This window comes from Pontibacter akesuensis, assembly GCF_001611675.1.
Lineage (GTDB): Bacteria > Bacteroidota > Bacteroidia > Cytophagales > Hymenobacteraceae > Pontibacter > Pontibacter akesuensis.
Genome location: NZ_CP014766.1, coordinates 1,185,007 through 1,204,924 on the forward strand (window position 1 = coordinate 1,185,007; position 19,918 = coordinate 1,204,924).

The 19,918-nt window shown below is 51.6% G+C and carries 12 protein-coding genes; all 12 read right to left on the minus strand.

Features of this window, described 5'->3' with window-relative positions; translation table 11 throughout:
- Positions 1–34: 34 nt before the first annotated feature.
- The 12 genes from A0W33_RS04930 to A0W33_RS04985 all read right to left on the minus strand — a co-directional run bounded on the left by A0W33_RS04930 (position 35) and on the right by A0W33_RS04985 (position 19,836).
- Positions 35–1,420 carry a pectate lyase family protein gene (locus A0W33_RS04930; RefSeq protein WP_068837133.1) on the minus strand — a complete coding sequence of 462 codons (1,386 nt, stop codon included), beginning with the start codon at positions 1,418–1,420 and terminating at the stop codon, positions 35–37.
- Positions 1,421–1,852: 432 nt separating this feature from the next.
- Positions 1,853–3,259, minus strand: a complete 1,407-nt coding sequence (locus A0W33_RS04935) for a pectate lyase family protein (RefSeq protein WP_068837134.1) — start codon at positions 3,257–3,259, stop codon at positions 1,853–1,855.
- 177 nt (positions 3,260–3,436) lie between these two features.
- Positions 3,437–5,917, minus strand: a complete 2,481-nt coding sequence (locus A0W33_RS04940) for a glycoside hydrolase family 95 protein (RefSeq protein WP_068837135.1) — start codon at positions 5,915–5,917, stop codon at positions 3,437–3,439.
- A gap of 68 nt (positions 5,918–5,985) precedes the next feature.
- Positions 5,986–6,807: a rhamnogalacturonan acetylesterase gene (locus A0W33_RS04945; RefSeq protein WP_068837136.1), complete on the minus strand. Its 822-nt coding sequence runs from the start codon at positions 6,805–6,807 to the stop codon at positions 5,986–5,988.
- 202 nt (positions 6,808–7,009) lie between these two features.
- The gene (locus A0W33_RS04950; protein WP_229802227.1) at positions 7,010–7,783 is read right to left on the minus strand and encodes a rhamnogalacturonan acetylesterase; all 774 of its coding nucleotides are present in this window, start codon (positions 7,781–7,783) and stop codon (positions 7,010–7,012) included.
- A 7-nt stretch (positions 7,784–7,790) separates the two neighbouring features.
- Positions 7,791–8,807 carry a pectate lyase gene (pelA, locus tag A0W33_RS04955; protein WP_172798090.1) on the minus strand — a complete coding sequence of 339 codons (1,017 nt, stop codon included), beginning with the start codon at positions 8,805–8,807 and terminating at the stop codon, positions 7,791–7,793.
- 288 nt (positions 8,808–9,095) lie between these two features.
- The gene (locus A0W33_RS04960) at positions 9,096–10,856 is read right to left on the minus strand and encodes a glycoside hydrolase family 28 protein (protein ID WP_068837137.1); all 1,761 of its coding nucleotides are present in this window, start codon (positions 10,854–10,856) and stop codon (positions 9,096–9,098) included.
- Between the two features lie 12 nt (positions 10,857–10,868).
- Positions 10,869–12,572 (minus strand): glycoside hydrolase family 43 protein, encoded by a 1,704-nt coding sequence (locus A0W33_RS04965; protein WP_068837138.1) that lies wholly within the window; start codon positions 12,570–12,572, stop codon positions 10,869–10,871.
- A gap of 59 nt (positions 12,573–12,631) precedes the next feature.
- Positions 12,632–13,621 carry a pectinesterase family protein gene (locus A0W33_RS04970; RefSeq protein WP_068837139.1) on the minus strand — a complete coding sequence of 330 codons (990 nt, stop codon included), beginning with the start codon at positions 13,619–13,621 and terminating at the stop codon, positions 12,632–12,634.
- A 144-nt stretch (positions 13,622–13,765) separates the two neighbouring features.
- Positions 13,766–15,013: a glycoside hydrolase family 88/105 protein gene (locus tag A0W33_RS04975; RefSeq protein WP_068837140.1), complete on the minus strand. Its 1,248-nt coding sequence runs from the start codon at positions 15,011–15,013 to the stop codon at positions 13,766–13,768.
- 97 nt (positions 15,014–15,110) lie between these two features.
- Entirely contained in the window at positions 15,111–16,805 is a 1,695-nt protein-coding gene (locus A0W33_RS04980; protein ID WP_068837141.1) for a RagB/SusD family nutrient uptake outer membrane protein, read from the minus strand.
- Positions 16,806–16,833: 28 nt separating this feature from the next.
- The gene (locus A0W33_RS04985) at positions 16,834–19,836 is read right to left on the minus strand and encodes a SusC/RagA family TonB-linked outer membrane protein (RefSeq protein WP_068837142.1); all 3,003 of its coding nucleotides are present in this window, start codon (positions 19,834–19,836) and stop codon (positions 16,834–16,836) included.
- Positions 19,837–19,918 lie beyond the last annotated feature (82 nt).

The window sequence follows — 19,918 nt, forward strand, 5'->3', positions numbered from 1 at the left end:
ACTTCATGCAAGCAAGGCAACGGTAGCATTAATTTTACTGTGCTGACTCCTGTTGCACCAGGCTGTTCAGGTACACTTCCAGGTTCGTGTATTGCTTCGCAAGGGCAAAGGCAGCCGCGTCGGCAGCATTGTTTGGATTAAGCTTGTGCTCTTGCTCCCAACTATCTGGCATGCCATCCCTATCTGCATCTGCCGGAGCCGGTAACGATTTTAGCTCGGGCCAGCCGCCCACCTCTTCCTGCGAGTCGATGATGCCGGGCTTGCCGCTTTTTGCGCCTGTAAACGTGGCGGTGCCTGTTCTCACTTCCGCTATCACACGGGTATCAACGGCATCTCTTCTCAGAGAAGCACCGGCTGAAGCCAACACCTGCTGGTACGCCTCCTGCGCCGAAGTTGTGGTGACAGGTGCAAAGTTAAAAGGGCTACTGCTACGTGTTATGGCTGGGTCATCACACTGCACGCCGCCCGCCCAGTTGTCCTGACTTACTTTCTCATCACCTACCACATAATTGCCCTGCACATAAAACTTCCCGTAGGGTTTTGATGGATTCACAATGCGGCTCTTCACGGCTGCGGGTGTGGCCGGACCGGACTTGTAGTAGTTGTTCACCATGTTATGCTCGCCCTCTTCACCACCGTAGGCGCTGTTCATACCCCAGTTGTAGATCACGTTGTTTCGGTAATCCAGCTGGCGGCTGGGTACATCGGTTTCATACTTGGAACCAGAAAAACGGGGGTTACGGCTGTTGTGGTGGGCAAACAAGTTGTGGTGAAACGAAGCACGTTTGCCTCCCCAGATACCGCCGTAGCCATGGTTCCCTTTCGCGTGGAGCGAGGAGTTGAGGCTTTCGGAGATGATGGACCACTGTAAGGTAAAGTCTTCGTTAGTGTAAAAAGATACGCATTCATCCACCGACCAACTGACAGAGCAATGGTCTACGATGATGTTTTTGTGCTGCCGCCCTCCTAAAGCGTCTGCCTCCTGATTGTGCTCATTGCCCATCCGAAAACGCATGTACCGGATGATTACATTATCAGCAGCCACAGTCACCGGATAGCCTTTGATGCAGATACCATCGCCGGGAGCAGACTGGCCTGCAATGGTCACATCTCCCATATCTATACTTAGCTTTGATTGCAGCTCAATAGTACCGGAGACGGCAAAGACAATTGTGCGTGGCCCCTGCTGCTGAACCGCTTCACGCAGGCTCCCGGGACCGCTGTCGTTCAGGTTACTTACTATAAATACGTTACCGCCCCGGCCTCCAGTGGTGTGCCTACCCGCACCTTCCGCTCCCGGAAAAGCAATGGCTTGTTGCGTAGTTTCTGCAGGCAAGGCAGCTCGGTTTGTTGCTTTTGGTGTGCAATTAGTCAGGCTGCCAAGCAGGAGGGCTATGTAAAGTATGCTTTGTGCTTTCATTGTCTTCTGATGAATGACTACTGTCTTTATCTTTTGCTACACATCTTTGCTGCTGTTCATTCCCTGAATGCTTATCTGGCGCAAGCGTCCGCTTGTGCCTTAAACTGCTTCTGCTATACTTCCATAGCTTCTGCTTGCCGCAACTCCAACCAAGTTATCCTTTCTCGTTACCGTTCATCCTCCAGTTCCCAAATACCTATCGTTTCACCTCATACCTTGGAGCGCTCACGGCCGCGAGGCCTCGTCCTCGGGCATCGCGCTGTGCAATTGAAGCTGCTCCTCGCTCCGCTGCGGGCTGCCCTTGACGGGCACCGCATCAATTACAAGGCGCTCAACCCAAGGACTGGAATCGGTTCAGGTAGCCGCTGTTTTTGCAACTTGGTCTGAACTCCCTCTCCTGCTTTTAGGAGAGGGTTGGGGTGAGATAAAACGTTATTCTACCAAACTGTTCAGGTATACTTCCAGGTAAGTATAGGCTGTGCCTTTTTTGTAGTAGCTGCCATCCTTTGGTTCGTTTGGGTTGAGGCCGTTCTGGTTTTCCCAGGTATCTGGAATACCGTCTTTGTCCGCATCTGCCGGAGCCGTTTCTGATCTTAACTCAGGCCAACCGCCCACATCTTCCTGCGAGTCGATGAGGCCGTTGCCGTTCTTGCCGTTTGCTCCGGTGCCTGCCCGTACATCGGCAATTACCCGCTGGTCTACCGCATCGCGGTGCAGGCTGGCTCCTACTTTATTTAAAAGTTCTTCATAAGCGGCAGTAGCAGTTTGCTCAGGTATAGCCACGACATTGAAAGGCTGCGCTGCCTTAACTTCTGCAATCGGTGCTCCCTGCACCCCACCATTCCAGTTATCAGCCGAAACGGCCGCATTGCCTGCCACCAAATTGCCGGAAACGTAAAATTTGCCGTAGCCAAACTCATCGCTTATACTTGGGTTCACTATTCTGCTGCTCTTGGAGGAGGAGGTAGCAGGGCCCGCTTTGTAGTAGTTGTTCACCATGTTGTGGTTTCCCTCTTCGCCGCCGTAGCTGCTGTTACCGCCCCAGTTGTAGACCACGTTGTTCACGTAATCAACCACTTCTTTTGCCGGCTGCTTGTGGTAGCGTGCGCCATTAAACCGCGGCAAACGGCTGTTGTGGTGCGCCAGCAGGTTGTGGTGAAACGAAGCGCCCATGCCACCCCACATGCCGCCGTAACCGTGTGCTCCTTTCGTGTGCACCGACTCATTCAGGCTCTCCGATACCAGGCACCACTGCATGGTGAAGTTTTCGTTGTCATAAAAGGAGGCCACCTCGTCGGTAGCCCAACTGATAGAGCAATGGTCGATGATGATGTTCTTCCTGTTACGGCCTCCCAGCGCATCGCCTTCTACACCATTGGCATCTCCCATCCGGAAGCGCATGTAACGCACGATCACATTGTCAGCATTCACTGTAACCGGGAAGTTGCGAATACAGATACCATCGCCCGGAGCGGACTGGCCTGCGATGGTGATGTCGCCGTTGCGTATGGTGAGCGAGGACTTAAGATCGATGGTGCCTGAAACGGCAAACACGATTGTTCTGGCGCCGAATGCGTTTACGGCTTCGCGCAGACTGCCGGCGCCGCTGTCATTCAAATTAGTGACGATGTATACTTTACCGCCCCGTCCACCGGTTGTAATTTTCCCAAATCCCTCTGCTCCCGGGAAAGCTATCGCCTCTCCTTCTGGCTTTGTGTCGGGGCTGATTTCGCTTACAGGCTCTGGCTGCGGTTCGGGTTCTCCTTCGCTACCTGACCCACAGGCTAGCAAGCCTGCTGCCAACAAGGTGCTAAACAGGGATATTCGGATTTTATGCATCTTTATTCAATCTAAAACATCAGGCAATCAATCATTCTTTTCAAGTATAGGCAGGTAGAAAACACAACCTACATTCACCATAAAAGACGACCCTGCCTTACTCCACCTTAAGATAGCTATTTATGCGCAATCGATTGCATACAAATAGACAGTAGTTTCGTTAAAGGCAGCGCTAGCTTAAAGTATGAATTTGTAAGTTTTGTCTTTTACCGTTTTCAGATCATACACTATTTTCTCCCTCACCGGCACCACATTTTCGCCTGATGTGCTCTTTACCAGAGGTTGTTTGATGTCTGCTTGCTGGTAAAAAGGGTTTGCATTAGCTCCTTCAGCAGCTTTGAGTTCTCCTTTGCCCCTTAGCTTTAGCTGCTCGGACGACCTGATTCGACAGTTACCACCTAACTTGGAGTGTACCGTCAGTGTCCTTACTTTTCCGTCTTCCCAACTCATATCAACTATAAATCCACCTCTTGCTACCAAGCCCTTTACTTCTCCTGTTTGCCAGGCATCCGGAAGAGCCGGGAGCAAATGTATGGCGCCATCATGGCTTTGCACCAGCATTTCGGCAATGCCGGAAGTACAGCCAAAGTTGCCGTCTATCTGGAAAGGCGGGTGTGCATCAAACAGGTTCGGGTAAGTGCCTCCGCCTTCTCCTTTCTCTGCATCTCCCGCAGGTGTTAGCTGGTCCTGTATGAGTTTATAGGCGCGGTTTCCGTCTAGTAGCCTTGCCCACAGGTTTACCTTCCAACCCATCGACCACCCAGTAGACTTGTCTCCTCTGTACACTAGAGAAGTTTTGGCGGCATTAAATAATTCGGGATGACTAAAAGGCGAGATTTGGTTGCTTGGGTACAGGCCATACAAGTGCGAGACATGCCGGTGTTTGTCGTCTGGCTTGTCCCAATCCTGCATCCACTCCTGCAGTTGCCCGTGCTGCCCTACCTGCATTGGCGGCAGCCTGTCGCGCATGCTTCTTAGCGAGTCTGCAAAAGCCTTATCTGTGTTCAGTGCCTCAGATGCATGGATGATGTTGGAAAACACATCAAATACCAACTGGTTATCCATCGTGGTGCCAGCGGCAATAGATACACCGCTTTGATGCTTGTTTTCAGGTGACATGGAGGGCACCACTACCAACCATTTGTTTTCCGGCTCTTCCTGCAGCACATCTGCATAAAAAGCAGCGGCGCCCTTCAGCACCGGGTACATTTCCTGCAGAAATTTCTTATCACCGGTAAAGAGGTAGTGCTGCCAGATATGCTGCGTCAGCCATGCGCCGCCCATCGGCCAGAGGCCGTAGAAAGCACCGTCAATCGGACCAGTCATGCGCCAGAGATCGGTATTATGGTGCATGTTCCAGCCCCGGGCGTTGTACATTTTGCGGGCACTTTCCCTGCCTGTCTCCGACAGGTCTTTGATCATGGCAAATAGCGGCTGGTGCATCTCCGGCAGGTTCGTCACCTCCGCCGGCCAATAGTTCATTTCAGTATTGATGTTGACGGTATACTTGCTGTCCCAGGGAGGGGAAATCTTATCGTTCCAGATACCCTGCAGGTTTGCGGGCTGTGTGCCGGGCTGCGAGCTGGAGATGAGCAGGTAGCGGCCGAACTGAAAGTATAGCGCAGCCAAATGAGGGTCGTTTCCCGAAGCAAAAGCAGCCAGTCGCTTATCAGTCGGTTTTTCTACAGCATCTGTTATACCCAAATCCAGCGACACTCTGTCGAAGTATTTTCTGTAGCTTTCTATGTGCTCCTCACGCACTTTTTTATACTTGCGCTTAGTCGCAGCAGCCAATAGTTGTGCAGCCTTTTCCGCTTCGTTTCCGCTTAAATCTTTGTAGCTCTTAAAGTTGGTGGCCATCGAAACGTAAATCACCGCCTCGTCGGCACCCGTAATCTGGAGCGTGTTGTCCGTGGCAGAGACCTTTCCTCCCTTTACCTGTGGCTGGACCTGCGCCTGAAACTTTACCTTTCCTTTCTTATTGTCTACATCCCCGGAAGTACCGCTAAGAACCAGCTGGTCTTGTTTTGCCGTTACCGCATACTTTTGGTGCGGGCTATCCATACGTAGGGTACAGGTGATGCTTTTAGGTTTATCGGCAGTTAGACGGATGATGATGACGTCATCAGGGAAAGACGAGAACATCTCCCGCTTGTAGGTTACTCCATCCACCTTGTAGGAGACTGAGGCGATGGCCTGCTCAATATTCAAGTCGCGGTAGTAGGCTGTTGCGGCATCGTGGCCGGGAAAAGAGATGAACAGATCGCCAACCGGCTGGTAAGGCATCCCGTAGTTGAGGTTAGCCGGCGCCTGCCGCGGTACTTTTTCCAATGCAAGCGCCTGCGCCTCCTTATGCTTGCCCTCGAAGATCAACCTGCGGATTTCAGGCAAGGCACTGTTCAGTTCTTCGTTGATATTATTCCCTGGCTCACCAGCCCAAACCGTTTCCTCATTAAGCTGCAACTTCTCCTGAGCCGGTGTTCCAAACACCATTGCCCCGATACGTCCATTACCTAGGGGCAGTGCCTCGTTCCAGTTGGCAGCAGGTTTCTCATACCACAGCTTCAAAGCTGCTTTCCCCGGTGTTTGCGCAACAGCACTAAAACTTAGAAGACAAAGTATGCTAAGCAGAAAGTTGGAAAGTCTGGTATTGATCATGTTTACTTAAGTTATACTTGCCTGCTGGCTGGACTATTACATTTGCAGGCAGTGGATGTTATGCAACTTTATCTCTTAGCCGAAGTCTTCGAAGGATTCAGTGCCTTCATGCCATTGAATACAAGTTGTGCCACAGCAGTTGCGCCCTCTGGCTGAAAGTGCGTGTTGTCCTCTTGTCCATCGGGATAGGCTTCATACTTGCCAGCGGGCAGATTCATGAAATAGTGGGACGTAACGTAATCTTTGCCTTTTGCGGTGAAAGCATCCATGGAAAGTTGTGTAAGGTCGATAAGGGGTGCGTTCAGCTCCTTTGCTACATCCTTCGCAGCCTGTGGATAATCGCCGTGCACATTGCCAAGCTTGCCATCTTTCCAAGGATAGTTGCGGCTTACGGGCGTGAGAATAATAGGCAGGGCGCCTTTCTCGCGGGTTTGCTTTACGTACAGCCTTAGGTACTCCTTGTAGGCCGTCACATTGGTATAGCGTTCCGGCTTGTTCTCGGCCGCATCGTTATGCCCGAACTGCATCATCACCACATCGCCTTTCTGCAGGGCTTTGTATACTTCAGCCCAACGGCCTTCCTCGAAGAACGTGCGTGTGCTGCGGCCTCCTCTGGCTTTGTCTACCACGATCACACTGTCTGCTTTGATAATGTTTATGATCTGCGAAAGACTGTCTTTGTGCATGAACGGCTGGAATACCTGCCCCCACCCCGCAATCGGGTAACGTGTGGTCATGTAGTCCTTTTCGTCGTAGTCACCAGTGTAATCAGCCACGGTAGAATCGCCAATGAGATACACCTTAACCGGCTTCTTTTTAGATGGTGCAAAGGCTGTAAATGCAATGCACAGCGTGAAGAGTAACAGAATCGCTGTATACCTTTGTTTCATAGTTGGGCGTTTTAATATTAATGAATATAATTTCTAGCTGATAACACAAGCCTTCGCCTGCCTCACAACACCCAGGCTGTTCCTGCAAGTATAAATCAGCGTTGGTATGCTGATGATTTTTAACTTAGATCTCTTTAGCAGACTTGTTAATGCATGTAGGCACAAGCATCCGCTTACGCCAGGGTTTTAATGGGAAGCTTGCCTACTCCTTCAGCAGCTTTGCCACCTCCGGCAGGTTCTTTCTCATTTCTTCTGCCACCAGGTCACTCACCCTAAAGGCTCCATAGGCAGACAAGTGCGTGTCGTCCTGACGGCCTTCCGGCAGCGACTCATACTCCCCTGGCTCCAGGTGCAGGTAAAGCGCTTTAGACCTTTCCTCGCCGTAGCGCGACACCAGTTCTCTCGTGCGTTTCTCCAGGTCCAGCAGCGGCACTTTTTGTTCTGAGGCTACTGCTCTTACAACATCTGGGTACTTGCCATGCGTATCTACCAGTTGCCCATTCTCAAACTTGCGGCGCACAATGGGTGTGGCCAGTACAGGTATGCCACCTTTGGCGCGTGTTTCGGCAATGTAGCGCTCCAGGTTTCTGCGGTAGTCTGTTTCGGGGGCGGCGTAACGTTTCGGATCTTCACTTTTCTGGTCGTTGTGCCCGAATTCGATGATCACGTAGTCGCCTTTCTTCAGCTTTTGCAGCACTTTGTCCCAACGGCCTTCGTCGCGGAAGCTTTTGGTGCTGCGGCCATTCACGGCATGATTCTCCACTTTTACGCCCTGCTGCAAGTATAGCGGAAACACCTGCCCCCACCCTTTCTCAGGATTACCTTTTGCGTAAGGCTTGTCAGCTACAGTAGAGTCGGCCACCAGAAAAATAGTGAACTCTTTTTTCTGTATATAGCTCATAAGCGGAAGTACCAGCAGCGCAAGAAGCCCTATTTTTATCGTGTTTGTTATGATTGCTTTTTTCTTATTCATCATACTTTAGTTATTCGGTGATAGCCCATTTCTGCTTCCATACCGGGTAGTCCTCTTCTACCAACTCCTGCGGAAAGTCTATGTACCAACTGTAGCCTGCCCTTCGCTCCCGCGCTATATCCGCAAGCTTTTCATGCACGATGCCATCACGGCCTACAAACATGGGTTTGTTTGTTCCAATCTCGTAAAAGCGGGCTAAAAGTGGCGGTGCCGTTGGGTCAGGTACCACTACGCGATCACGCGCATCTTGCCTGGCAGGATCATTTATCAACTCTACCCGAATTCCGTTGATTTTCACCTGATCTAACCAGGAAACAGCGCCATCTACAGCCTGAATCACTTCCGGACTCGGTTTTTCTAGTTCCATCAGGTACTCCACAATGCCAACACTTTCCCCGCCACTAAGCGAGATCAATTCATAGGCACGGGCTTTTTGGGGAGCCAAGGTTATATGATCGTGCTGTGCGCACCAGGCGGTTAACTTGCCATCTACCTTTATTTGCGCTTTCAAAATAACATCTAGTCCCTTCTCAATGGCTTTGGCTGACATTTCTGTTCGTGCAGCATCAACAAAAGTATAAGGAGCTTTTTGATGAGCCACGTCGCGGAGCAGTTGCATCACACCCATCATGGCACCATCGTTAAAGGTGATGTACTCGTAGTAGCCCTTCTTAATCGGGTAGAACTGCGGCCAGCCACCATTGCCGTACTGCGCCTCGAGCAGGTAATCCAGCCCGCGCAAAAAACTTTGTTTATACTTCTCCTGACCAGTGGCCGCATATACTTTGGCCATGTACTCCAGCTGCGTAAAAGTGGCTCTATTGTCGATAGTGGATACTCCCTCTTTTTCTGCGGGTGATTTCAGCGCCCTTTCCTCTTCTGGGGAGAGCACTTTTGCCATATCTGTGTTCTTGTCCCAACCGCCATTGTCGTGCTGGTAGATCAGGAGATTATCCGCCACGCGGACGGCTTCAGAACTGGCAAACCATTCCGTATCCCGCTCCAATAAGCCTCTACTCCACCTCACTGGTTCTACAGTTTCGGCTGGAGCGGTAGTATCAGTTCTGACAGTGATAGCAGCTGGCTTTTGCCCGATACAACCAGTAGAAGAAACAGCACACAAGAGAAACAACGCCACCGGCATACCAGCATGCGCCAGCGAACGAGAGACACATTGTCCGAAACTTCTTTCCTTACTTTTCTTCGCACTGCTCTTATTCATGCACTAAACTCTGAAGAGAACATCGGTCCTCACTTTATACTTAAATTAAAAATGAAAAGCAGTACACAGCGGCTGTGTACTGCTTTCAGAGTTTTATTCCATGGTGAGCGCTGTGTTGCTCAGATCTTTACCTTTTGAAACCTGCTTGGAAGTGTCTTTGAAGTCTTTGCTCTCCAGTTTCACATTCTGGGTTAGCGGACCCAGCACCCGCACAATTGGCTCCTGCGTCTCTTTGTAAGTCAATCCTGTTACATCAATGTTCTTGCTGTTGTAGATGGTCAGGGCAGGTCCTTTCTCCGCGATTACTTTTACATTAATTAGTTTGATTCCATCAGCATCCACCGCCGTAATACCTTGTTTCGCCTTAAGTATGGCGTTCTCCAGCACCACGTTCTTGAGGTTCATCTCGGGCAAGCCCTGCAGCACCAGCGCCTGCTCGGCACCCGCCACACGGATGTTCTTCATGTAGATATCTTTGAAAGAAGGCGTCTCCTCTGTAACCGGAACAGGCTTCTCATCTCTGGCTTCGTCGCTGGCGCGCTGGTCTTCTTCCAGCACTGGTGAGTTACCGCCATAGAACAAGTTAAAGCTGATGGCCTGTGTCGGGATGTCGATCATGTCGATGTCAGAAATGTAGATGTTTTCTACCACACCACCCCGGCCACGGGTGCTCTTGAAACGCAGTCCGATATCCGTTCCCATAAAGGTACAGTTCGATACGTGCACGTTTTTCACACCACCTGACATTTCACTGCCTACCACAAAACCACCGTGGCCATGGTACACCGTGTTGTTCTTCACGATCACGTTCTCAGTGGCCATGCCCCTTCTGCGGCCGTCTTCGTTTTTGCCGGACTTGATACAGATCGCATCATCACCCACGTCGAATGTATTGTTGTAGATCAGCGCGTTCTTGCACGACTCCAAATCCACGCCGTCGCCGTTCTGCGAGTACCACGGGTTGCGCACGTTCAGGTTGCGCAGGATCACGTTCTCGCTCATCAGCGGGTGCAGGTTCCAGGCCGGGGAGTTCTGGAAAGTTGGGCCGTCCAGCAGTACTTTGTTGCATTCGATAATGCTCACCATTACAGGGCGCAGGAAATCTCTTACGGCCTCATACTGTTCTTTTGTCTTCAGGTGTGTCGGCACGTTAAAGTTGCTACCCGGCGTGTCGCCTTTCATGGAGTTTGCAGAAGGATACCACATCTTGCCGTCTTCGGTCACAACGCCACCCGATTTTACCAGGTTTTTCCACTGCGAATCCGTCATTTTGCTTTTCTTCACCGGTCTCCAGGCATCCCCGGAACCGTCGAAAGTACCTGTGCCTGTGATGGCTATGTTCTCGGCACCTCTTGCTGAAATCGGTGATTGGCAGCGATACGTTTCCAACCCCTCGAAACTGGTTTGCACGAGCGGATAATCGTCAAAGTCTTTGCTGAAGATGACCATGGCCCCTTCTTCCGCATGCAGGTTGATGTTGCTTTTCAGCACGATAGGACCAGTTAGCCACATACCGCGTGGTATCACCACTTTGCCGCCTCCCTTGGCAGCCGCAGCCGCAATGGCTTTTGCGAAGGCATCTGTATTCTTGGTTAGCCCGTCGCCCACTGCCCCGAAATCAGTTATACTTACACTATAATTTGGGATTGAAGGCTCCAGTACTTTCGGCATGTCAAACTCGACCCCTTCGTAAATATCAAAAGCCGCCACTGGGGTTGCCACAGTGCTTGTTGTGTTTGCAGCGGTGGCAGCCTCTGGCTGCGAAACAGGCTGGCGCTGGCAGGAAACCTGCAGCGCTCCGGCCATACCTATCATCAATAGAAATCGGTTGGCAAATATCTTTCTCGTATTCATATGCTCTAATCTTTATTTCTTGCTTTGGATTGTAGTTGATGCGTTGGGCGTGATTCTGAACCAATCATAATCTGCGTAGCCAGCATCGTTTATTTTATCCTGGCGTGTGGCAAAGATACCTACTTTAGCACCTATCCAGCGGCCGGGAACCGCGGTGAAGGTGCTGCCCGCTGGCTTAAAGTTTTTCCCGTCTTCGCTGTAGCTGAACTGGCACTTGGCGCCTTTGTCTACCGCTACCCGAAAGTATACTTCATTGCCGTTGAGCTTGCCCAACAGTTGCTCTTTCTCAGGTGTGCCTTTGTGGGAATCATCCACCGAAGTATAGGCCACGTACAGCCCGTCTTTTTTGCTTACCAGCGAGATATAGGCGTAATCCTCTCCCATCACGACCAGCCCTGTGCGTTCATTCTGGAGCTTTTCGTTCGGCGTGAAATTGAGTTTGGTGGTAGCCGTGAAGGTTTCGGCCGGGAACTTCTGCAGCAGCAGGTTCGGCACGTCCCACAGGTTCTTGTGATCTTCCGGTACCTGGTCGGTATAGAGGCGCAACTTGCCTTTACTCGCCATCGGGAATGCCCAAGTAGCTTTCGGGTTGGCGTGCCACTGCCATTGCAGCCCCAGCTTGTTTTCCTCAAACTCATCCGATTCTGCCGGCGTAGCGACAGCGAAGGTATTGCCGACATTCGGCTTCTTGTGCGTCATCACAGGCCAGCCCGTGCCGTCGCCGTCTTTGTCCTCGCCAATAACCGGCCAGCCGTTTTTCCACTTCATCGGCTGCAGGTGCACCACGCGACCGTACGCTTCAATGTCCTGGAAATGCAGGAACCAGTCTTCGCCGGTTTGGGTGGTTACCCACGCGCCCTGGTGCGGGCCGTTTATACTTGTCTTGCCCTGGTCCATCACGATCTTCTCCTCGTAAGGGCCATAGATGTTTTTGGAGCGCAGCACTAACTGCCAGCCTGTCGCCACGCCGCCCGCCGGAGCGAAAATGTAGTAGTAGCCGTCTTTCTTATAGAACTTGGGGCCTTCCACCGTGGGGTGGTTCTCATGCCCGTCGAAAACGATCACCCCTTCATCCAGCACCTTGGTACCTTCGGGGTTCATTTTGTTTATCGCCAGCACACTTTTTATACCTGCCCGGCTGCCCGCGTAGGCGTGCACGAGGTAAGCGTTTCCGTCATCATCCCAAAGCGGGCTGGAGTCGATCAGGCCTTTTCCCTCCATCACCAGCACTGGCTTCTCCCAAGGGCCGGCAGGGTCTTTAGCCTTCACCATGTAAATACCAAAGTCGGGGTCACCCCAGTAGATGTAATACTCGCCGTTGTGATGGCGGATGGAGGGAGCCCAAACGCCGTTGCCATGCTGTGGCTTTGCATAATGCTCTGCCGGAACATTTTTGTCTAAGGCATAGCCGATGATTTTCCAGTTAACTAGGTCCTTCGAGTGCAAAATCTGCAAGCCTGGCACCGCATTAAAGCTGGAGGAAGTCATGTAATAATCATCCCCGACGCGAATGGCATCAGGGTCAGAATAGTCGGCGTAAAGGATTGGATTTTTGTAGGTCCCGTTACCCTGATCAGCCACCCATACCTTGGAAAGGTCGCTTGCTGTTGTTGCTGTTTTGCTCTGTGTGTTGTTTTGGGCAACGCCGGAGCAGGAACTACAACATACAATAGCGGCAACAAGGGCGGGGTATTTTAAGAAACGGTAACTACTCATAGTTTAAATGTTTTTGGGGCGATTTATACTTGAATTTTATACTTCTGAATGATAAAAGGCTACTTGCTGACGGTTTCGCTTGGCTTGCCAGGTATCCAGCCGTCGAAGATATTGGCCAGTGTATACTGCTGCGCCTGCTCCTTTGTGAGTTGGTGCGCCCACTTTACTCTTGCCTTAGGGTCGGCACCGGGGCCTGTCGAATTATACTCGGCGTAATAAGAAGTTTTTTCGGCATCCGGCTTGTTCCAGTTGTGCCAGCCTTTGGGCGTAATGTGGTTGCCCATGTAGGTGTTGATGAAAACGGTTTTGGCGTAGGGTCTCCACGGCCTGCCCAGGTAGTATGATTTTGCTGGCGCATCGCCTGTGAGGCGGCAATTTAAGAAAACAAAGCCATAAGGCGTTCCTTCCAGGGTGGAGGCTGCGGTAATGTAGTTGCCGCCCTTTTTGCTGTAGATTTCACAATCCTCAAACACAGCCGTAGACCAGCCGAAAATAAAGTCGGTGGTGCCTTCAATGTAGCAGTTTTTGTAGTACTGGCGGCTTTTCTCTCCGTGCGGGTACAGCGTGTCCTGGTTGCCCAGAAATCGGCAGTTGGTGAACATCACCTTGTCGCCATCCACACGCACGGCAACAGCCTGTCCTACCGGTCCGGCAGAATTCTCAAAGGTGATATTCTCGGCAGAAAAATCATCCCCGAAAACATAGAAACTGGTAGAGCCGGTGGTTCCCATTTCCTCCCCGAACCTGTTCTTTTTAGAAGCAAAGTCGTCGTTTGTCAGAATAGTGTTCTTTACATCCTCTCCGATAAACTTCACGGCGGTTTTAGAAGCTGGCAGCACCAGTTTTTCTTTGTACACACCATTCTTGATGAAGATGGTCGTTTCCTTTTTCCTGAAATCGGGCACCGCGTTTATCGCCTCCTGCACCGTTTTGAAATCACCGCTTCCATCTTTTGCCACTACAAAATTATACTGCTGCTGCGCCTGTGCCTTAGTAAGTATAAGGCAGAGCAGCAGGGCAAGTACAGAAGCGTGTTTTAGGAATGTCATAGCAGTTTATTTCTTTAGTGAATAATCAGTAGCGGTTTTAGCGCTCCGTACAATGTATAAACCTACCCCTCCCAGGAGGGAAGTTTTCATCAAGAGAAGAAGTCCCCTCCCCGGAGGAGCAGGGGTGGGTCTTCTTTCCAGATTCTAGTTCGCAGCGGCAGTTTTCTTATTCAGCTCTTCAAACTCCAATGAGGCCATGATGAATGGAGCCACGGCTTTGGGATCGTTGTTGCGGCGCTCTTCATTGATGTAGTATTCGTAAGTGCCGCTGCGGTACGGATCTCCTCCCAAGCCAGCCACTGCGCACACGTCCGTGATGCTGATAGTGCCATCCGGGTTCTGCTCGATCAGGTTGTTCACGATGCCGTTATAACCCGCTTTAGCTGTTTCCATGTACTTCTGGTCGATGTAGCCATTCTTGGCAGCCTTCACCAAAAAGTAGGTGAACATGCTGGAGACCGATGCTTCATGGTAGTTGCCTTCTTTGCCGCCCATGTCTACTACCTGCCACCATAGTCCTTTGTCCTTGTCCTGGTACTGCGCAATGGCCTTGGCCATTTTCTGGGTGATCTGCAGCACCTCGTCTCTTTTTGGATGGTCTTTTGGCAGGAAATCGAGCACATCTACCAGCGCCATCGCATACCAGCCCATCGCGCGGCCCCAAATTTCGGGCGACTTCCCAGTCTCCGGATCGGCCCACTTTTGCTCACGGCTCTCGTCCCAGCCATGATGCCACAGCCCCTTCTCCTCATTCCAGGTGTTTTTATCAACTAACATGATTTGCTTGGCCACGTCATCAAAAATGGCCGGCTCGTTAAACTCCACGGCATACTGCGCCAGGAACGGAGAAGCCATGTACAGGCCATCGAGCCACATTTGGTGCGGGTATATTTTCTTGTGCCAGAAGCCGCCTTCTGACGTGCGTGGATGCGTGCGCATCTGGTCGCGGAGCTCTTCGATGGCCAGTTTATACTTCTCATCCCCCGTCTCCTTGTAAAGCTCTATCAGGAACTTGCCCGGGTTCACACGGTCGATGTTGTAGTCTGTTTTCTTGTAGGTCATGATGCTGCCGTCCTCGCTGATCATGGTGTCGGCGAAAGCCTGGATGTAGTTCAGGTACTTTTCATCCCCCGTCTTCTCATACACCCGCTCGATGGCGCTGGCAAACAAGCCCTGGGTGTAGTCCCACTTCGGCTTCTCCTTAAAGTCAATCATCCACCCTTTCGGGTTGCGTTTGATATCGGAGTCGGCCATCCAAACAGAGTATGGCTTTTCGGCTGCGGCGGTTGCCTCCTGGTTGGCAGCTGTGGTAGCCTCTGTTACGTTGTTTCCAGAGCCACAGGCAGAAGCCATTAACAGGATAGCAGGTAAAGCGAATTTGGTAAGCTGCATCGTTCTTTGGTTAGTTACAGTGTTATTTGTCTTTCGTAAAACAGAAAAGTGAACCAGCGTGGAAAGTATGATTCTCCCGCTGGTTCACCTGTTTCAGTTAATTATATCCCTCGTTTTGCTTAAACTCACCCGGGTTAGACACAGCATCCAGCTGTGCCTGCGGAATTGGTCGTACCCTGTGGAATGGCTGGATGTTTGGCGCCGCGTCTGGGTTAAACGCCTTCACGCGCTCTATCAGTTTGCCGGTGCGCTTCAGGTCGAACCAACGCTGCTGCTCCCCTGCAAACTCACGGGCGCGCTCATCAAGTATAAAATCGATGTCGAGCTGGTCTGCCGTGATTTCCATTTCGGCTGCCTTGCCCGGCAAGGCCGCTCTTCTGCGCACCGCGTTCATGTATTGCACGGCCTCACTCATGTTTCCCTGCATCATTTCGGCTTCCGCCACGATCAGGTACATTTCGGCCAGGCGGATTACGTACGCATCACGCTGCCCCTGCTGCTGCGAAATCGTCTGACGCGCCGGGTCCAGGAACTTCTTCAGCGACATGTAACGGTCACGTACCACAGGGGCATCGTTGGCACTCACGTTGTAGGTTCTGCTGCGGTCTATGATGGTGTAAGGCTTGGCATCTTTCACAGCGTTCGGCACCACATACTTGGTGGCGTAAATAGCCGTATCCCCCGCAGCAAACGTTACCTGGCGCTGATTGCCTTTCGTATCGGTTACATTGTAGGTCCCGGGCTTGTTAGCGTACCACACAGTTTGAAAGGTGGCGTCAAAACGGGCGTCTTTTTTCTCATCAAACAAATCCAGCAAATGGGCAGTTGGCATAAAACGCGCAAACGGGCGGCCATACCTGATGTCGCGCTGCATGCCCGGCAACTGGTCATAGGTCATCAGGAAGAACAGATGCGAGTTGTTGCCGCCATCACGCAGCAATATGTCATCGCTCGTACTGTTGGTCAGGCCATCAAACTCCCTGTTCAGGATCAGGTCTGCCGTGAAGTTCACGTTCCAGACAATCTCTGGGTTCCTGGAGCTCGCGGTCCATAAGCTCGCGTAGTTTGGTACCAGACTGAAGTTGTAGTCACTGATCACCTTTTTAGCAAGTCTGGAGGCCTCTGCGTAGTTTCCGCGGTAAAGGTGCATTCTGGCCATAAAAGCTTCTGCAGCTGGCTTTGTTACCCTTCCGTACTGGCTTGATGTTACAGGCAGGTTCTCTGCTGCATACGTCAGATCCTCAAATATCTGCGCATAGAACGTTTCCACCGGTGTACGATTGGCCGTGGTGGATACACCTATCTGCTCCTGGGTAGTGAAGTGAACGCCTCCCCAGGTTTCCACGATGTGCCACAGGTAAAACGCCCGCAGGAACCTTGCCTCCCCCAGCCGTATCGCCTTTTGTGCTTCCGGCAGCGGCGAATCCGGAATTCTGGCTACCGCTGCATTCGTGGCGTTCAGTGCGGCATAAAAGCGGCCCCAGTAGAAGTTGATCGGCGCATTGGCACCGGACAAATCTGAATTATAAAGCGCAACGGGCGGGTTCTCCATGCCATTGCCACGGGTAAATATGTCCGTGCCGGTTTCAGTCAGGGCGATGCCGTTCTCCTTGCCATACCAGAAACGCATGGGCGTATACAGGGAGTTTACAAGGCTCTCAATGCCTTCGGCCGTTGAATAATATCCTGAAGCCGTCAGGCCTGATACATTTTCCTCATCCAGGAAAGACTCACAGGAGGCCGATCCGAGTAACAAGGCAGGAAGCAGTATTTTATATAATATCTTTTTCATGATCTTAACTTTAAATGATTCCTGTTTTCTAGAAGGCTACATTAATACCAAACACCATCTGCTTCGTCATCGGGAAGCTTAAAGCTCCTCCTCTTTCAGGATCGTAAGGGTCGATCTCGCTCTTCAGGATAAAGTAGTTTTTCGCCGTTGCGTAAACGCGCAGGTTAGAGAGTCTTAACCTTTCAGAGATGCTCTGCGGGAAGCTGTAGGCAAGCGTAATATCTCTTACCTTGATGAAGGAGCCGTCCACGTACTGCAGTGTAGAGTAGTAGCGTGTACTTGCCCTGCTGGTGCCTGCGTTCGGTCTTGGGTAGGCATTCGTCGGGTTCTCAGGTGTCCAGTAATCCACTACCGGGCCGTTCTCCAAACCGTCTATCTTATAAGAACCGGCTGCCTCGCTAATGATGGTCTGTCCCATTCTGGCGTACACCAGGAACGAAAGCTCCACGCCCTTGTAGCCAAAGCGGTTGGTTACGCCAAGCGTCCAATCAGGTGTTTCGTTGCCGATTACCGTTCTGTCTTCAGGGGTAATGATGCCATCGCCATTCTGGTCTTTCACGCGGATATCGCCAGGCTGCTGCTGGTTCAGTGCTGCTTCATCCTCCTGGCCCACTTGCCAGATGCCGATCTTCTCATAGTCGTAGAACACGTTAATCGGCTCACCCACAAAAAGTCCGAAGTCACCAAAGTTCAGGTCCCTTTCCACACCGTCGGCCAGTTTCACCACTTCTTCCTTGTTTCTGGTAAAGCTGAAGTCCGATGTCCAACGGAATCCGTCTGTCTGGTCTATGTTAACTGTTCCCAACTGCAATTCCACGCCACGGTTACGGGTAGCGCCTATGTTATCGAACACGCGCTCGAAGCCAGTAGAAGTCGGCAGGTTTCTTTCCAGCAACAGGTCCTCTGTGTCCTGCTGGTAGATATCCAACGTACCAGTCACCCTATTATTGAACAAGCCGAAGTCTATGCCCAGGTTCGCGGTGGCCGTTGTTTCCCAACCCAGCGCGGGGCTGGCAAGCGCGCCAGGGTAAAACCCGAAGGCAGGTACTTCTGTAGTTCCCTGATCAAAGGCATAGGTCGATTTTCCTAAACCACCCAAGGTCTGGTACGCGCCTACTGAACTGTTGCCCGACAAACCGTAGCTCAAACGGATCTTCAGGTCAGAGATGGCATTCACGTTCTGCAGGAATGCTTCTTCCTTCACAATCCATGCCACGGAAGCCGACGGGAAGTAGTCCCACTTGTTTCCTTCTGCCAACACCGAGGCACCGTCTGCCCGCATCACGAATGTGAACAGGTACTTGCCCAGCAACTTATAGTTCAGGCGGCCGAAGAAAGAGGCCATACTTTGCTCCCGCAGGCCGCTGCCCAGTTGGTAAGCCGACTGCGTTGCGCCCAGGTTGTAAAATAAGAAGGTAGATGAAAGCAGGTTCCTGCCCTGAGCAGTAAACAGTTCCTGTCGCTCTGACCAGATACTTGTTCCAAGCAAAGCGGAAAACTCATGGTTATCGGAAAGTGACTTGGAGTAGTTGGCAAAATTTTCCCACGTGATCCTGGAGAAATTACCCAGTTCTGCACGAGCCAGCGACAAGCCGTTCACACCTGTTTCGATGGTGTTGGTAGCCGCGTATAAACCATTGCGGTTGTTATACTGGTCCACGCCAAACCGGGAGGTCAGCACCAGGTCATTGATTGGGGTATAGTCGAGGGAAAGGTTTCCAAAGAAACGCTTGTTGATGTCGTTGTTCTCAAAGGCTCCCGGTTGCTCGTCCACCAATGGGTTAAGGGTAGAGGCATCGCCTACCGGGAAAGGAAGGAAATTACCCTCGGCATCGTACGGGCGGCCAAGTGGGCTCATCTTGTTGGCTTGGTTCAGGGGGTCTCTTCTGATGTCCTGATCCTTATACGTATACATCAGGCTGGTGCTCACCTTCAGGTTGTCCAGTATGTTGTAGCCTACATTCATGCGGCCACTGTACCTGGTCAGTTCGTCATTTGCCAGCAGGCCTTTTTCGTTGAAATATTCAGTAGACAGGTAATAGCTAAGCTTCTCCGTTCCTCCGGAAACACCTACTTGGTAGTTTTGCTGGCTTCCGGTTCCCAGTAGCTCATCTGCCCAATCAGTGTAAATGCCGTTTCTGAAATTCTCCAGCTGAGTCGGGTTAAAGATCTTCTCGTCATCCTCAGGACCTGCCCACTCGCCAACTGTTCTGCGCGATTCTCTGCGCAAGGCCACCCACTCCGGGCCGGACATGATATCGGCATAGCCGTTTGCCGCCGAAATGCCATAGTAGGAGTTGAAGGTAACCTTGGCCTTACCTGAACCGCCGCTCTTGGTGGTGATCAGGATAACACCGTTTGCACCCAGCGAACCGTAAATAGCAGTAGCGGTGGCATCCTTGAGTACTTCCATCGAGGCGATGTCGTTCGGGTTTACGTCCAGCGGCCCGTCGTAGCGGATGCCGTCTACCAGCACAAGTGGCGCGTTACCCGCACCGATGGATCTTGTTCCCCTGATGTTAAAGTTCAACGCAGCGCCTGCCTGGCCGCTTGTTCTGGTCAGGTCCAGGCCCGGCACCTTGCCCTGCAGCACTTCCAGGCCGTTGGTAACGGGTATAGCCGTAAGGTCTTCGCCCCGTACTGAGGTAACTGATCCGGTCAGGTCTGACTTTTTCACCGTACCGTAGCCGATCACCACCACTTCTTCCAGAGCCTTGGAGTCTACAGCCAAAGACACCCGAATGTTAGCCTGACCATTTACCGGCACTTCCTTGGTTTGGTACCCGATGTAGGAGAATACAAGAGTTGGGTTTGCGGTGGATGCATTTAATGTGAAGCTGCCATCCAAGCCGGTGGCCGTGCCGTTCGTAGTGCCTTTCACCAGCACCGTAACCCCGGGGAGAGGACTGCCATTTTCATCGACTACCTGCCCCTGCAAGGTAGTACCCTGTGCGATTGCCCCGGTTACGGCGACCAGCATCAAAAGGAGGCCACACAAGTACCTCGCTTTTTTAAGTAATGCTCTTTTCATAGATCCTCAAATTAAAACAGTGATATGTATAGTTATTTTATTCGCTGTGGATTTGATCTTGAACGCTACTTAAAAGATGTGC

Coding starts and splice junctions, on each gene's coding strand:
- A0W33_RS04975 (WP_068837140.1), bottom strand. CDS start 15,013: ATGCAGCTTACCAAATTCGCTTTACCTGCTATCCTGTTAATGGCTTCT.
- A0W33_RS04935 (WP_068837134.1), bottom strand. CDS start 3,259: ATGCATAAAATCCGAATATCCCTGTTTAGCACCTTGTTGGCAGCAGGC.
- A0W33_RS04940 (WP_068837135.1), bottom strand. CDS start 5,917: ATGATCAATACCAGACTTTCCAACTTTCTGCTTAGCATACTTTGTCTT.
- A0W33_RS04960 (WP_068837137.1), bottom strand. CDS start 10,856: ATGAATACGAGAAAGATATTTGCCAACCGATTTCTATTGATGATAGGT.
- A0W33_RS04965 (WP_068837138.1), bottom strand. CDS start 12,572: ATGAGTAGTTACCGTTTCTTAAAATACCCCGCCCTTGTTGCCGCTATT.
- A0W33_RS04985 (WP_068837142.1), bottom strand. CDS start 19,836: ATGAAAAGAGCATTACTTAAAAAAGCGAGGTACTTGTGTGGCCTCCTT.
- A0W33_RS04970 (WP_068837139.1), bottom strand. CDS start 13,621: ATGACATTCCTAAAACACGCTTCTGTACTTGCCCTGCTGCTCTGCCTT.
- A0W33_RS04950 (WP_229802227.1), bottom strand. CDS start 7,783: ATGATGAATAAGAAAAAAGCAATCATAACAAACACGATAAAAATAGGG.
- A0W33_RS04980 (WP_068837141.1), bottom strand. CDS start 16,805: ATGAAAAAGATATTATATAAAATACTGCTTCCTGCCTTGTTACTCGGA.
- A0W33_RS04945 (WP_068837136.1), bottom strand. CDS start 6,807: ATGAAACAAAGGTATACAGCGATTCTGTTACTCTTCACGCTGTGCATT.
- A0W33_RS04930 (WP_068837133.1), bottom strand. CDS start 1,420: ATGAAAGCACAAAGCATACTTTACATAGCCCTCCTGCTTGGCAGCCTG.